The organism is Rhodoferax ferrireducens (assembly GCF_003347515.1).
GTDB lineage: Bacteria > Pseudomonadota > Gammaproteobacteria > Burkholderiales > Burkholderiaceae_C > Rhodoferax.
This window is the reverse complement of record NZ_QEII01000236.1, coordinates 213,271-226,576: the sequence shown is the minus strand read 5'-3', so window position 1 is coordinate 226,576 and position 13,306 is coordinate 213,271. Positions and strand designations below refer to the sequence as shown.

The following is a 13,306-nucleotide window of genomic DNA, read 5'->3' as shown; positions in this document are numbered from 1 at the left end:
TACTCGCTTCAGAAATCGGGGGAAGAAATCTAAGCCCCCGTCTGCAAGCCGTGCCACATTTCCTGGTCGCGCTGCGCCGTCCAAATGCGGGGGTGCTTGATGCCGCTGGCCTCATCCACGGCACGGGTGACGTCAAACGGCAGGCAGTGTTCGTAGATGAAGACCTGGCCGAACTTGGGGTCCATGGCCTTGCGGCAATGCGCCATGGCCTGGTTCAGGTTCATGCCTTGGGCCACGGCCTCCTTGGCCGAACTCAGCAGCGTCACGACAAAATCGCGCGTGTAGGCCAGGCCGGCCTGCACGCGCTCGGAGCCGACCAGCGCCGGACCCCGACCGGGCACCAGTTTTTCCGGCTGCAAAGCGGCCAGTGCATCCAGTGTGGCGGGCCATTCTTCGAGCTGCGCATCGCCGGTGTAGCAAGCGGCATCGGCTTCGACCAGGTCGCCCGAGAACAGCACTTTTTCTGACGGCACCCAAACCACCGTGTCGCCCTTGGTGTGGCCTGCGCCTAGATGCATGATCTTGACTTCCAGCTTGCCCATCCACAGCGTCATCGCGTCCTTGAAAACGAGCGTCGGCCAGGTCAGGCCGGGAATCGAATCAAAGGCGTCGAACAGGCGCGGAAAACGCTCGTACTCCGACTGCATATCCTGCGCGCCGCGCTCGACGATCATCTCGTAGGTACCCTGGCTGGCGATGATTTCCTGCAGGCCGGCGGTCTTGTAGCCCGAGGCGCCGAGCACGCGCACCGCGTGGTAATGCGAGAGCACGACGTACTTGATCGGCTTGTCCGAAACCTTGCGGATTTCAGCAATCAGGCCTTGCGCCATGACCGGCGTGGCCAGCGCGTCGCAGATCAGCACGGCATCGTCGCCAATGATGACGCCAGTGTTTGGGTCGCCCTCGGCGGTATAGGCCCAGCAGTGCTCGGACATCTGGGCGAAGGTGGTTTTCTTGACCTCGAGGTCGGCTTGGGATGCGAACTGCTTGCTCATGGGTGTTTCCTTGGTAATAAATGGGGCTCTTGCATCCGTCACGCTGATCGGGTTGCGGACGCTATTGGACAAGATTCTGAAATACAGAACTAGTTCTGTCAATAGGGACGGGCAAAAAAATGGCCTCGGGACATTGCGTATCCCCGAAGCCGAGTGATTGGGCGGCGTCTACAGAGCGGCTATGCATCCCCTCCCGCATAGCCCAGCCGCAATGACAGCGCCTGCGCCGAACGCTTCAAGGCGGCAACCACCGGCCCGTCCAGCGACATGTCGATCATGCCCTTCACGCCGATGGCCAGCACCCCGAGCGTGATTTCGTTTTTGGCATTGAAGACCGGCGCAGCCACCGCCGCCACGCCCGGCACCAGGTGGTAATCGGTCACGGCGGCCACCCCGTGCTGACGCACGGCCGCCAGCATGGCCTCAACCGCCGCTGACGTGCGCACGTCGGCCGGCAAGTCCGGCGTCTTCAGTTCGCGGGCAATCAGCGGTTCCACCGTGGCATGGGGCAACCAGGCGGCAAACATGCGGCCGCTGGCCGAAGTCAGGGTATTGAGTGCCGTACCGGTCACCACATTCACCGTGATCGGGCGGTGTGGCCGCTCCGAGCGCACGATCACCGGGCCGTTGTCGCTCCAGACGGCGAGCGCCGTGGTCTCGTTGATCTCGTCGCGCAATTGCGCGATGGCCGAGAGACCGAGGCCGACGCGGTCCAGCCGGTCCACCGCGACCAGGCCCACCGTCAAGGCGAACGGACCGAGGTCGTAGCGCGAGGTCATGGGGTCCTGGTCCACCAGGCCGGAGCGAACCAGGCTGACCATGTAGCGGTGCACCTTGGAGGCCGGCATGTCCGCCGCTGCCGCGATGTCCTTGAGCATCATGGCGCGGTGGCCGTTGGTGATGGCGCGCAGGATGCTGATCCCGATTTCCAGCGACTGCACGCCATGTTGACCTTCTGTATCTTTGCTCATCCCGGCTTCGCCCCTTGCGCCACGCGAAGCGGCGGCGCTATCGCCCGAATCATAAACAGGTCGGGGCCAAGGTCGTTTTGAAATAACGTTCAGGCCAGGCAACGCAAAAAAAGGCCGCCACCCGGTGGGTGCGGCCTTTTTTGCGAGCCCCGGTTTACTTGACCGGGTCAAGCACCGGCTTGTCGGCTTTTTGCTTATTGATCGCCTTGGCGTTCGCGCTGGCTTCCACCTTGAGCTTCTTTTTCTCTTGCGCAGTCACTTTACCGTCGGCCTTGGCGCCTTTCTTGTTGGCTTCCAGCTTGGTTTCACTCTTCTCAAGATCGGTCGCCTCTTTGGTGCTCAGTTGACCCGAGGCGACCCCTTTTTCGATACTCAGTTGCTGCTCGGCCTGCGCCTTGTCCACGGCGGGTGTCGCCACAGGACTCTTGACTTCCGCCGCAGGTGCGACTGCTTTGAGGTCCGCGGCGGCAGGGCCGGCTGTGGTTTGGGCAAAAGCGGCACCGCTGGCGGCGAGAACGAGAGCAGTCATCAGAGTTTGAATCTTCATCGTGAATTCCTTCATTGAGTTGGGCATGGAGAAAATCCCCCATGTACCTACAACGCCCCCTGCCCCGCTCAGACGACGTACAAAATGCAAGGCGTGTAAGACGATGTCACCAAGAACGCCCCCGGCATCGCGCAGAATAGCGCGATGCATTACCCAACATCCCTCAAATCTTTCACACTGGCCGCCCTGACCTTGCTCAGCGCGACCACCGCAACGGTGGCGCAGGCGCAAGGCAAACCGATCCGCCTGATCGTGCCCTACGCGGCGGGCGGCCCGATTGACGTCACGGCACGCGCCCTCGCGGAGCGGGTGCGGGACACGCTGGGGACTGTCATCATCGAGAACCGGCCAGGCGCGGGTGGCAACATCGGCGCCGACGCGGTGGCCAAGGCAGCGCCTGACGGCCTGACCATCGGCATCGCGGCCACTGCCACCCATGCCGTCAACCCCTGGCTGTACGCCAGGATGCCCTACAACGCCGCCACTGACTTCGCCCCCATCACGCAGATGGTGCGGGTGCCCAATGTATTGGTCATGAACGCGGAAGTGGCCCAGCGTTTGAAGATCGACAAGCTGTCCGACCTGATTGCCTATGCCAAGGCCAACCCGGCCAAGCTCAACTACGGCAGCGGCGGCAATGGCAGCGCGGGCCACCTGGCCGGGGAACTGTTCAAGAAAGAAGCCGGCATCTTTGCCGTGCACATTCCCTACAACGGTGGCAATCCGGCGCAACTGGCCCTGCTCAGTGCGCAGGTGGATTTCAACTTTGACAACCTGGCCACCGCCGCCCCCAACATTCGCTCCGGCAAGCTCAAGGCCATTGCGGTGACTACCTTGAAGGGCGTGAGCGCCCTGCCCGGCACACCGCCGGTGGCGGACACCCTGAAGGGCTTTGCCATCGACACCTGGTGGGGTCTGGTGGCGCCGGCGGCCACGCCGAAAGACGTGTTGGCCCGGCTCAATCAGGCCTTCGTGGCGGCACTCAATGCGCCCGAAACCAAAACCCGCTTTGCCACCTTGCTGGCCGAACCGGCACCCAGCACGCCTGAAGAGTTTGGCGCCTTCATGACCAGCGAACGGACCAAGTATGAGAGTCTGGTGAAGGCGTCCGGGGCGCGGGTGGACTGACAGAAGGCCAGGGCCTAGCCGCCGAGCAGTCCCTTCTTGAGGCTGCCGTCAACCGGCTTGTCGCCGATCCAGATGCGCAGCACCGAGGTGAAAAAATCCTCCCCGGGAATCACGCTGCCGCGCACCTGCCCGTTGACCGTCACGCGCGTGCCCGCTTCCGGCATGAACTCAAAGTGGATCACGTCACCTTTCTTGGCCTCGCCGACCGCCTTGAGGTTGGCATTCAAGGCATCGATCTGCGACTTCATGCCGGCGAACTGTGCCTCGCTGTGGTTGCTGCGCAAACCGTCATTCAGTGCGGTGGCAAAGGATTCCGCATCGACGTTGCGCAACATGGTGATGGCCACGCGGCGCGCACCCTTTTGGGACAGCAGTGTTGCCGCATCGCCCGCTTTCTGGGGCACGTACAGCCCGGCCACGTAGACCTTGAAGATGACGCGCGTACGCACGCCGGCGCCGTTGAGTTGCAGCGTTGTGGTGCCGACCTGGGCCGTCGGCTCAAGCTTCACGCCTTCGATGTCGACCGGCTGTGCAAGCGCCCCCACTGCGGCGAGCGCCATGACCACTGCGGCCAGAAGCCGCACCATTAAATTATTCATGTTTTGTCTCCTCAGGGTTGAAAGCCAGGGCGTCGCCCCGGTGCGGATGCAGGGTACCAGATCATTCCCGTCTGAGGGTTGCCGCACGACTCAGAACGGCACAAAGTCTGTCGGGTACTTCCAGAAATCCTTGAGCAGGTAGCTCGCCGGCAAGTTCAGTGACTTGCCTTTGGGGGGAATGCCCTTGAGGAACCATTTATCGTAGATGGGCTGAATCTCATGGCTCATGATCAGGCGGCGCATTTCGGAATCCACCAGTTTCTTGAACTCGGGGTCATCCTTGGACAACATGATGGCCAATGGCTCGGTGGTGAGAAATTTGCCCACGACTTTCAGGGCTTCGGGCTTGGCACGGTTGGCCGCCAGTCCATAAAGCAGCACATCGTCCATCACAAAGGCGTCTGCCTCACCCTTTTCCACCATCTCCACCGCCTTGGTATGGTCGGCCACTTCCAGTATGTTGATATTCAGCAAGCGCTCCCGGTTGGCCTGCACGGCTGCGTTCAGGGGCGTGGAGCCCTTGGTGGAAACCAGTTTCTTGCCATTCAGATCTTCAAAGCGTTCGATTTTGCTGTCAGCGCGCACCAGCATGCGCGCGCCCGTGATGAAGTGGGGAATGGTGAAGGCGACTTTTTGGCGGCGCTCGGCGTTGTTGGTGGTAGAGCCGCATTCCAGATCGGCCTTGCCCTGCTCGACCATGGCCAGGCGATTCGCCGAGGTGACCTGCAAAAACTCGACCTGCATGGCTTTGGCCCCTGTTTTCTTGCGCACGGCATCCGCCAGTTTCAGGCACAAATCCAGGGCATAGCCCACGGGCTTATTGTCTTGGTCCAGGTAAGAAAAAGGAATGGACGACTCGCGGTGCGCCAGGACGAGCTTGCCGCCGGCAGCCACCCGTTCCAGCACGCCAGTGGCCTGCGCAGTTGAACCGCCCAGTAACAAACCCAGTGCCAAGGCACCCGCCAACGACTTTATTTGCATATCTGCTCCAACAACGCATGTCTACTCCCCGGCCGCGACTCTAGCCACGTCGGCTCAACGCCGCCAATGCCGATTCATTCGCGCTTTATGCAAAATGAGAATGCAACTTCCATGCCGCAGTGATAAAGGCGGGCCTTGTGCGCCACGTCGTTCAATCGGTCCTAGCCCCCGCTTCATACCACTGCCTGATGAGCAGGCGCTCGGCATCAGTGATGCCCGTGGCATTGTTCATCGGCATCAGCTTCATCACCACCACTTGCTGGTACACGTTCTGCGCATGAAGCCTGAGGCTTTGCGGTGAATCCAGCCGCACGTTCTTCATCTGCACCTGTTCGCCGTGGCACATATAGCAGCGCTGCGCCAGCACGCTCTGCACTTTTTTATAGTCTTTTTGACCTATAGCCCCCGTCGAATAAGCGGGAGTAGCTATTGAATCAATAGCATTACCAACATTGACCGAGGATGGCACCGGCCTCAGCCAGACGATGACCGCCAGGATGGCCACCACCCCCACCACGGCATAGCCCAGCGGATTGCCATTGCGCCCCAGCTTGTAGCCGTGACGCATGACAAAAAACTGGCGAATGGCGGCGCCGGCGAACATCATCAAAATCAGCACCAACCAGTTCTGCGGATGCGTGTAGGTAAAGCTGTAGTGGCCGCTGAGCATGGCAAACAGCACCGGCAAGGTGAAATAAGTGTTGTGCACGCTGCGCTGCTTGCCGCGCTGGCCGTGGACGGGGTCCACCGGCGCGCCCGCCTTGATGGCTGCCACCACCTTGCGTTGCCCCGGAATGATCCAGAAAAAGACGCTGGCGCTCATGGTGGTGGCCAGCATGGCGCCGACCAGCAAAAATGCCGCCCGGCCGGCGAACCAATGGCAGGCCAGCCAGGACGCCACGCACACCAGCATGAACACCAACGCGCCCACAATCGCATCGCCATGCTTGCGTTGGCCGAAGACCCGACAAACCAGGTCGTACAGCAGCCAAAACACCACCAGGAAGGACAGCGCCACCGCGATCGCGCTGGCGGGCGCCCAGTCCATGCGCGATTTGTCGATCAGGTAGGTGCTGGCGCTCCAGAGATAGGACACCGTGAACAGCGCGAAACCCGACAGCCAGGTGCTGTAACTCTCCCAATAAAACCAGTGCAAGTGAGGAGGTAGCTGCGGTGGCGCCACATTGAACTTGACCGGGTGATAGAAGCCGCCACCATGCACCGCCCATAGCTCACCGCTAACGCCCTGTTTTTTCAGGTCATCATCCACTGGCGGGGTCAGGCTGCTGTCGAGAAAGACAAAATAAAACGAGGAACCAATCCAGGCAATGGCGGTGATGACGTGCACCCAGCGCAACAGCAGGTTGCCCCAGTCGAGGTAGTAACTTTCCATCCGTCTTGTCCTTATGTGTACTCGTGATGCGCATGGTGCGCTGGCAATGTCTGCAATATCTGTGCCGCCACCGCCACGGCGATCACCTCGGGCTCCTTGCCGCCAATCCCGGTAATACCGATCGGACAGGTGATGTGGGCCAGCTCCTGCGGCGAAAAGCCCCGTGCCTCCAGCCGGTGGCGAAAGGCGGCCCACTTCGTCTTGCTGCCAATCAGGCCGACATAGGGTAAGTCGGCCTGCAAGCGCTGGCGCTTCAGGCAAGTCGCCACCACCTCCAGGTCCTCCGCATGGCTGAAGCTCATGATGAGCACGCGGGTATCGGGCGCCAGTTGGGCCACCGCCGCCTGCACCGGATCGGAATGTTCGCAGCTGACGTTGGACGGCAGGCCCGCCGGAAAGACTTCATCGCGGCTGTCAATCCAGCTCACCTGCAGCGGCAACGGCGCCAGCACATGCACCAGGGCATGGCCGACATGGCCGCCGCCAAACAGGGCGACCGGATACGACTGTTCCGCCAATTGCACCTTGAGCGCGCCGATGTCCGCCGCGCTCACCCGCTCGAAGCGAAGATGCACCTCACCACCGCAGCACTGACCCAAGGCGGGGCCCAGCGCAAAACGCTGCACCGGTTCGCCCTCGCCGCCCGGTAATCCGAGCAGGCGCGTGCGCGCTTGCGCCATGGCCGCGAACTCCAGGTGCCCGCCGCCAATCGTGCCCACGGCGCCCTGGCTGAAAACCGCCATCCAGGCGCCTTGCTCCCGAGGCACCGAGCCGCGGGTCGCGTGCACCGTGATCAACACGGCTTCCTCCTGCGCCAGGCGCGCCAAAAATATTTCCCTTGTAGTCACGCTACCATTACCTCATCTATAAGCCATAACACCAGCACCGGAGACGCAGCATGAACCTATTACGCCTGATCCGCAGAGCCTTGATGGCCGCCACCGCCGGCGTTGTCGCCTTCATGGCGGGCTGCACGTCCACGCCCACGGCTCCCCGAGCCACGGCACCCGCAGCTGATGCGCCGCCGTCCGCTGCAGAGCAAGCTGCCGGGCCCGCGCCGGTGGTCACGGTTTCGCGCGCCTCCACGCCGCGGGACTACCGACGCGATGCCGCCAGTCATCTCTACGCGCAAAATGCCCAGCGGATTTATCAGGGAAAACTGCCGCCCATGCTTTACGCCATTGGCGTGCTGCAGGTTGACGTCGACGGCAAGGGCCGGGTCACCAAGCTCAACTGGATGCGGGCCCCGACACACGCGCCCGAAGTTATCAAGGAAATCGAACGCACCGTGCGCCAGGCCGCCCCTTATCCGATACCCGCACGCATGGGCCGCGTCACCTACACCGATACCTGGCTTTGGCACAAGAGCGGCCTCTTTCAACTCGACACCCTGACCGAGGGGCAACTGTAAAAAATCATGAGCCGCGATAGGTCGAATAGCTCCACGGACTGACCAGCAGCGGCACATGGTAGTGCTGGTCCGCGTGGGCAATGCCGAAATCCAGGTTCACCTTGCCCAAAAAATTGGGTTCCGGCAAGGCCACGCCGCGCGCCTTGAAGTAAGCCGCCACATCGAACACCAGCCGGTAGGTGCCCGACTTGAGGCTGTCGTTGTCAATCAGCAGGCCGCCCGGGTTGCGGCCATCCTGATTGAGCACAAATTGCTTCACCAGGGTCGCAACCTCCCCCGCCGTGCTGAACAGCGCGACCTGCATGCCCGCCGCCGGCGTGCCGTGCATGGTGTCCAGTACGTGTGTGCTCAAGCCCATGGTGTGTCCTTCCGTCTTTGCAACGCCACCTTGAGAATACGGGCAGCCGGCTGAAAGTGTATACACTTTTTCGGATTGCAGCTATCATGACCGCATGGAGTCCTCCACCACCAGTTTCATCGTGACCGCCTTGACCCGGGCCATCGTGGCGCACCAGCTCCAGCCCGGCGCCAAGCTGTCCGAGCAAAAACTGGCGGACCAGTTTGGCGTCTCCCGCACCCTGGTCCGCCAGGCCCTGTTCCAGTTATCGCAAAACCGCCTGATCCGCCTGGAACCGGCCCGGGGCGCCTTCGTGGCGACGCCCTCGGTCAGTGAGGCCAGGCAAGTCTTCACCGTGCGCCGCATGCTGGAGGCCGAGATGACGCGCGCCTTCGTGCGGCAAGTCACGCCGGCCCAGATCCGGGTACTCAAGGCGCATGTGGCACAAGAAAAGTCAGCGATGGCGCTTGACGACGTTCCCGGCCGCACCGAGTTGCTCGGCGATTTCCATGTCCGCATGGCGGAACTCATGGGCAACGAGGTGCTGGCCCAAATGCTGGTGGACCTGATTTCACGCTGCTCGCTGATCACCCTGATGTACCAGTCCGCCAGCGCGGCCGAGCATTCCCATGCGGAACATGCGGCCATCGTGAAGGCGCTGGCCGCCCGCGATGAGGCCCTGGCGCTGCAATTGATGGATGAACACCTGCACCACGTCGAAGCCCACCTGACGTTTGACCCCAAAGCCCCCAACACCCACATCGCCCCGGCGCTGGCGCTGGCCTGAATTTATGCATCACTACGACAGCACCCTGCTCTACCCGCGCGATCTCATCGGCTATGGGCCCAAGCCCCCGCACGCCCAGTGGCCCGGGCAGGCCCGCATTGCCGTGCAGTTTGTGCTGAACTACGAAGAAGGCGGCGAAAACAGCGTGCTGCATGGCGATGCCGGCTCCGAGCAGTTTTTGTCCGAGATGTTCAACCCGCCCAGTTTTCCAGAGCGCCACATCAGCATGGAGGGCATTTACGAATACGGCTCGCGTGCGGGTGTGTGGCGCATCCTGCGCGAGTTCGAAAAACGCCAGCTGCCCTTGACGGTGTTTGGCGTGAGCATGGCGCTGGAGCGCCACCCGGAACTGGTGCAGGCACTGAAAGCACTGGGCCATGAAATTGCCTGCCACGGCTGGCGCTGGATTCATTACCAGCATCTGGACGAGGCCACCGAACGCGAGCACATGGCGCGGGGCATGGACATCATCACCCGCATGACCGGCGAACGCGCCCTGGGCTGGTACACCGGGCGCGACAGCCCCAACACGCGCCGCCTGGTGGCGGACTACGGCGGCTTCGAATACGACAGCGACTACTACGGCGACGACCTGCCGTTCTGGATGCAGGTCCAAAAAACCAGCGGCGAAGTCGTGCCGCAGCTGATCGTGCCCTACACCCTGGACTGCAACGACATGCGTTTTGCCCTGCCGCAGGGCTATTCGCACGCCGATCCCTTCTTTCAGTACCTCAAGGACACCTTCGACGTCTTGTACGCCGAGGGCGCCGAGTCCCCAAAAATGATGAGCATTGGCATGCACTGCCGGCTGCTGGGGCGGCCCGGGCGCATCACGGCGCTGCAGCGCTTTCTGGACCACATCGAGAAGTTTGAGCGGGTCTGGGTCTGCCGGCGCCTTGACATTGCCCGGCACTGGAAAGCCACCCACCCTTACCAGGCCAACGAGCCGCAATAGCGCGAGACTGCACATGACCCTGACCCTTGAACAATTCAATGCCGCGACCAGCGAGGAAGCCATGCGGCTGCTGGAGGGTGTGTATGAACACTCGCCCTGGATTGCAGAAGCAGCCTTGAAGGCGCGTCCGTTTGTCTCGCTCGCGCAGCTCAAACATGCCCTGGCGCGGGTCGTGGCCGGCGCGGGGCGCGATGCCCAGCTGGCGCTGATCCGCGCGCACCCCGAACTGGCCGGCAAAGCCATGGTCAGCCAGACCTTGACCGCCGAGTCCAACAACGAGCAAAGCACGGCCGGCCTGACCCAATGCAGCGCTGAGGAATTTGCCAAACTCCAGCAGCTGAACACCGCTTACAACGAGAAATTTGGCTTTCCCTTCATCCTCGCCGTGCGCGGACCGCGCGGAACCGGCCTGAGCCGGCGCGACATCATCGACACGTTTGAGCGCCGGCTGCACGGCCATCCCGAATTTGAATTGCCGGAGTGCCTGCGCAACATCCATCGCATTGCCGAGCTGCGCCTGAACGACAAATTCGGCGTCACCCCCGCGCTGGGCAATGAGGTGTGGGACTGGCATGAGCAGTTGGCCCAATTCAGCGATCCGGGCTACGCCGAGAAGGGGCAACTCACCGTCACCTACCTCACCGACGCGCACCAAGCTTGCGCGGCGCAAATCAAGACGCGGATGCTGGACTGCGGTTTTGACGAAGTTCATATCGACGCCGTCGGCAATGTCGTTGGTTGCTATTACTCTGATAGCTATATGCGCACCACCAACGCGGGCTACAACGCTGAAACACCTAAAACTTTGCTCACCGGAAGCCATTACGACACCGTACGCAACGGCGGCAAATACGACGGCCGCCTGGGCATTTTTGTGCCCATGGCCTGCGTGCGCGAACTCGCAAGCCGAGGCAAACGCCTGCCGTTTCATCTGGAAGTGGTAGGCTTTGCCGAGGAAGAGGGGCAACGCTTCAAGGCCACTTTTCTGGGCTCGGGCGCGCTCATCGGCCAGTTCAACACCCATTGGCTGGATCAAAAGGACGCCGATGGCATCACCCTGCGCGAAGCCATGATGCAGGCCGGGCTGAACGTGGACGACATCGCCAAACTGCAGCGCCAGCCGACCGACTACCTCGGCTTTGTCGAAGTCCACATCGAGCAAGGCCCGGTGCTTAACGAGCTGGACTTGCCGCTGGGCGTGGTGAGCGCCATCAACGGCGGCGTGCGCTACACGGGCGACATCATCGGCACCGCCTGCCACGCAGGCACGACACCGATGAACCGGCGCAACGATGCAGCCGCCGCGGTCGCCGAACTGATCCTCGCCGCAGAAAAGCGGGCCCTGGCAGATGGTGACTCCGTGGCCACCGTCGGCCAGCTCCTGGTGCCCAATGGCTCCATCAACGTGGTGCCGGGGCGAGCCCAGTTCAGCCTGGACATGCGGGCGCCAACCGACGCCCAGCGCGACGCCATGGAAGGTGACGTGCTGGCGGCGCTGGCTGCGATCTGCACGCGCCGCCAGGTCCGCTATACGCTGGAAGAAACGATGCGCGCCGCCGCCGCGCCCAGTGCACCGGCGTGGCAAGAACGTTGGGAACGGGCGGTGCAGGCGCTGGGCGTGCCCGTTCATTGCATGCCCAGCGGCGCCGGCCACGATGCCATGAAACTGCATGAGGTCATGCCGCAAGCCATGCTGTTTGTGCGCGGACAAAATTCCGGCATCAGCCACAACCCGCTGGAGTCCAGCACCAGCGATGACATGCAACTGGCCATTGAAGCGTTCTCGCTGTTACTTGACCAACTCGCTGGCGGGTTCTAATGCGCCATCTAACTTGTTGTCATTGCGAGCGTAGCGCGGCAATCCAGCGGCCATGGATTGCCGCGCTACGCTCGCAATGACGGCTCCAAACTATTAAATAGCTTATTTTTTCATGAACACCTACGAACAACTCGACGCGTGGATCGACGCTCACTTTGACGAGCAGGTTCAATTCCTGCAGGAACTGATCCGCGTCCCCACCGACACGCCACCGGGCAACAATGCGCCCCACGCCGAGCGGGCGGCTGAACTCCTGCAAGGGCTGGGACTCGATGTTGAGAAACACCCGGTGCCCCAAGCCGAGGTGCAGGCGGCCGGTCTGCAGAGCGTGACCAATCTGCTGGTGCGTCGCTCCTACGGTCCCGGCAAGACGGTGCTCCTGAATGCGCATGGCGACGTGGTGCCTCCCGGCGAAGGCTGGACCAAAAACCCCTACGGGGGCGAGATTGAAGACGGCAAGATGTATGGCCGCGCCACCGCCGTGAGCAAAGGCGATTTTTCCACCTACACCTTTGCGGTGCGGGCACTCGAAGCGGTCGCCAAACCGACTGCCGGCAGCGTCGAGCTGCTCTTTACCTACGACGAGGAATTTGGCGGCACCGTCGGTCCGGCATGGCTGCTGCAGCACAACATCATCAAGCCCGACCTGATGATTGCGGCCGGCTTCAGTTACCAGGTCATCACTGCCCACAACGGTTGTCTGCAGATGGAAGTCACCGTTCACGGCCAGATGGCGCATGCCGCCATCCCCGACTCGGGCATCGACGCCTTGCAGGGCGCGGTCCACATCCTGAACGCGCTGTATGCGCAAAACACACTATTCAAGAAAGTCCGTTCCTCGGTCGAAGGCATCACCCACCCCTACCTGAACGTCGGCATGATTGAAGGCGGCACCAACACCAACGTGATTCCGGGCCGGGTCACGTTCAAACTGGACCGGCGCATGATCCCGGAAGAAATCCCGGCGCAAGTCGAGGCCACATTGCGCCAAAGCATTTGCGACGCCGCCATGCAGGTGCCCGGCGTCTGGGTAGATATCAAGCGCATTCTGCTGGCGAATGCCATGCAGCCGCTGCCCGGCAACAAGCCGCTGGTGGACGCCATTCAAAAACACGGCAAGGCCGTCTTTGGCGAGGACATCCCGGCCCTGGGCACACCCCTGTACACCGATGTGCGCCTATTTTGCGAACGGGGCATTCCCGGCGTGATCTACGGAGCCGGGCCACGCACGGTGCTGGAGTCGCACGCCAAGCGCTCGGATGAACGGCTCGATCTGGAAGACCTGCGCCGGGCCACCAAAGTGATCGCCCGCACCTTGATGGACTTGCTTGACCCCGCACAATGACGCGTAGCAGTATGGTTACCCCCCAGTAGCCAATTCGT

At 62.1% G+C, this 13,306-nt stretch carries 14 protein-coding genes; 6 read left to right on the top strand and 8 right to left on the bottom strand.

The features are described 5' to 3' along the window. Nucleotides 1–29 precede the first annotated feature (29 nt). The 3 genes from C5P05_RS06780 to C5P05_RS06770 all read right to left on the bottom strand — a co-directional run bounded on the left by C5P05_RS06780 (nucleotide 30) and on the right by C5P05_RS06770 (nucleotide 2,513). Entirely contained in the window at nucleotides 30–995 is a 966-nt protein-coding gene (locus tag C5P05_RS06780) for an MBL fold metallo-hydrolase (RefSeq protein WP_114969081.1), read from the bottom strand. Nucleotides 996–1,174: 179 nt separating this feature from the next. Continuing rightward, a complete protein-coding gene (locus tag C5P05_RS06775; protein ID WP_114969080.1) occupies nucleotides 1,175–1,966 on the bottom strand; it encodes an IclR family transcriptional regulator in 792 nt (263 codons plus the stop codon). Between the two features lie 154 nt (nucleotides 1,967–2,120). After that, nucleotides 2,121–2,513, bottom strand: coding sequence for a hypothetical protein (locus C5P05_RS06770; RefSeq protein ID WP_114969079.1), 393 nt, complete (start codon nucleotides 2,511–2,513; stop codon nucleotides 2,121–2,123). 144 nt (nucleotides 2,514–2,657) lie between these two features. Here C5P05_RS06770 and C5P05_RS06765 point away from each other — a divergent pair, with 144 nt between their 5' ends. Then, a complete protein-coding gene (locus C5P05_RS06765; RefSeq protein WP_114969078.1) occupies nucleotides 2,658–3,641 on the top strand; it encodes a Bug family tripartite tricarboxylate transporter substrate binding protein in 984 nt (327 codons plus the stop codon). Nucleotides 3,642–3,655: 14 nt separating this feature from the next. Here the strand turns inward: C5P05_RS06765 and C5P05_RS06760 are convergent, their stop codons facing one another. From C5P05_RS06760 to xdhC, 4 genes are all read right to left on the bottom strand, one after another. Continuing rightward, a complete protein-coding gene (locus C5P05_RS06760; protein ID WP_114969077.1) occupies nucleotides 3,656–4,240 on the bottom strand; it encodes a chalcone isomerase family protein in 585 nt (194 codons plus the stop codon). Nucleotides 4,241–4,330: 90 nt separating this feature from the next. Further along, nucleotides 4,331–5,221: an amino acid ABC transporter substrate-binding protein gene (locus C5P05_RS06755; RefSeq protein WP_114969076.1), complete on the bottom strand. Its 891-nt coding sequence runs from the start codon at nucleotides 5,219–5,221 to the stop codon at nucleotides 4,331–4,333. Between the two features lie 151 nt (nucleotides 5,222–5,372). Further along, the gene (locus C5P05_RS06750; protein WP_114969075.1) at nucleotides 5,373–6,614 is read right to left on the bottom strand and encodes a urate hydroxylase PuuD; all 1,242 of its coding nucleotides are present in this window, start codon (nucleotides 6,612–6,614) and stop codon (nucleotides 5,373–5,375) included. Nucleotides 6,615–6,625: 11 nt separating this feature from the next. After that, nucleotides 6,626–7,462, bottom strand: a complete 837-nt coding sequence (xdhC, locus tag C5P05_RS06745; protein ID WP_114969074.1) for a xanthine dehydrogenase accessory protein XdhC — start codon at nucleotides 7,460–7,462, stop codon at nucleotides 6,626–6,628. Nucleotides 7,463–7,512: 50 nt separating this feature from the next. Here xdhC and C5P05_RS06740 point away from each other — a divergent pair, with 50 nt between their 5' ends. Further along, nucleotides 7,513–8,025: a hypothetical protein gene (locus C5P05_RS06740; protein WP_114969073.1), complete on the top strand. Its 513-nt coding sequence runs from the start codon at nucleotides 7,513–7,515 to the stop codon at nucleotides 8,023–8,025. 4 nt (nucleotides 8,026–8,029) lie between these two features. Here the strand turns inward: C5P05_RS06740 and uraH are convergent, their stop codons facing one another. Continuing rightward, nucleotides 8,030–8,383 (bottom strand): hydroxyisourate hydrolase, encoded by a 354-nt coding sequence (gene uraH / locus C5P05_RS06735; protein ID WP_114969072.1) that lies wholly within the window; start codon nucleotides 8,381–8,383, stop codon nucleotides 8,030–8,032. Between the two features lie 94 nt (nucleotides 8,384–8,477). Here uraH and C5P05_RS06730 point away from each other — a divergent pair, with 94 nt between their 5' ends. The 4 genes from C5P05_RS06730 (at nucleotide 8,478) to C5P05_RS06715 (ending at nucleotide 13,268) form a co-directional block, all read left to right on the top strand. Further along, nucleotides 8,478–9,149 (top strand): GntR family transcriptional regulator, encoded by a 672-nt coding sequence (locus tag C5P05_RS06730; RefSeq protein ID WP_114969071.1) that lies wholly within the window; start codon nucleotides 8,478–8,480, stop codon nucleotides 9,147–9,149. A gap of 4 nt (nucleotides 9,150–9,153) precedes the next feature. Further along, on the top strand, nucleotides 9,154–10,104 hold the full coding sequence (gene puuE / locus C5P05_RS06725) for an allantoinase PuuE (protein ID WP_114969070.1): 951 nt from the start codon (nucleotides 9,154–9,156) through the stop codon (nucleotides 10,102–10,104). 13 nt (nucleotides 10,105–10,117) lie between these two features. After that, complete coding sequence (uraD, locus tag C5P05_RS06720; RefSeq protein WP_114969069.1) at nucleotides 10,118–11,923, top strand: 2-oxo-4-hydroxy-4-carboxy-5-ureidoimidazoline decarboxylase; 1,806 nt, start codon at nucleotides 10,118–10,120, stop codon at nucleotides 11,921–11,923. A 112-nt stretch (nucleotides 11,924–12,035) separates the two neighbouring features. Then, the gene (locus tag C5P05_RS06715) at nucleotides 12,036–13,268 is read left to right on the top strand and encodes a M20 family metallopeptidase (RefSeq protein ID WP_114969068.1); all 1,233 of its coding nucleotides are present in this window, start codon (nucleotides 12,036–12,038) and stop codon (nucleotides 13,266–13,268) included. Nucleotides 13,269–13,306 lie beyond the last annotated feature (38 nt).

Excerpts from the sequence above, each read along its gene's own strand:
- puuE (WP_114969070.1), top strand. The coding sequence starts at position 9,154 with ATGCATCACTACGACAGCACCCTGCTCTACCCGCGCGATCTCATCGGC.
- C5P05_RS06715 (WP_114969068.1), top strand. The coding sequence starts at position 12,036 with ATGAACACCTACGAACAACTCGACGCGTGGATCGACGCTCACTTTGAC.
- C5P05_RS06765 (WP_114969078.1), top strand. The coding sequence starts at position 2,658 with ATGCATTACCCAACATCCCTCAAATCTTTCACACTGGCCGCCCTGACC.
- C5P05_RS06770 (WP_114969079.1), bottom strand. The coding sequence starts at position 2,513 with ATGAAGATTCAAACTCTGATGACTGCTCTCGTTCTCGCCGCCAGCGGT.
- uraH (WP_114969072.1), bottom strand. The coding sequence starts at position 8,383 with ATGGGCTTGAGCACACACGTACTGGACACCATGCACGGCACGCCGGCG.
- C5P05_RS06755 (WP_114969076.1), bottom strand. The coding sequence starts at position 5,221 with ATGCAAATAAAGTCGTTGGCGGGTGCCTTGGCACTGGGTTTGTTACTG.
- C5P05_RS06730 (WP_114969071.1), top strand. The coding sequence starts at position 8,478 with ATGGAGTCCTCCACCACCAGTTTCATCGTGACCGCCTTGACCCGGGCC.
- C5P05_RS06750 (WP_114969075.1), bottom strand. The coding sequence starts at position 6,614 with ATGGAAAGTTACTACCTCGACTGGGGCAACCTGCTGTTGCGCTGGGTG.
- C5P05_RS06760 (WP_114969077.1), bottom strand. The coding sequence starts at position 4,240 with ATGAATAATTTAATGGTGCGGCTTCTGGCCGCAGTGGTCATGGCGCTC.
- C5P05_RS06780 (WP_114969081.1), bottom strand. The coding sequence starts at position 995 with ATGAGCAAGCAGTTCGCATCCCAAGCCGACCTCGAGGTCAAGAAAACC.
- uraD (WP_114969069.1), top strand. The coding sequence starts at position 10,118 with ATGACCCTGACCCTTGAACAATTCAATGCCGCGACCAGCGAGGAAGCC.
- C5P05_RS06775 (WP_114969080.1), bottom strand. The coding sequence starts at position 1,966 with ATGAGCAAAGATACAGAAGGTCAACATGGCGTGCAGTCGCTGGAAATC.
- C5P05_RS06740 (WP_114969073.1), top strand. The coding sequence starts at position 7,513 with ATGAACCTATTACGCCTGATCCGCAGAGCCTTGATGGCCGCCACCGCC.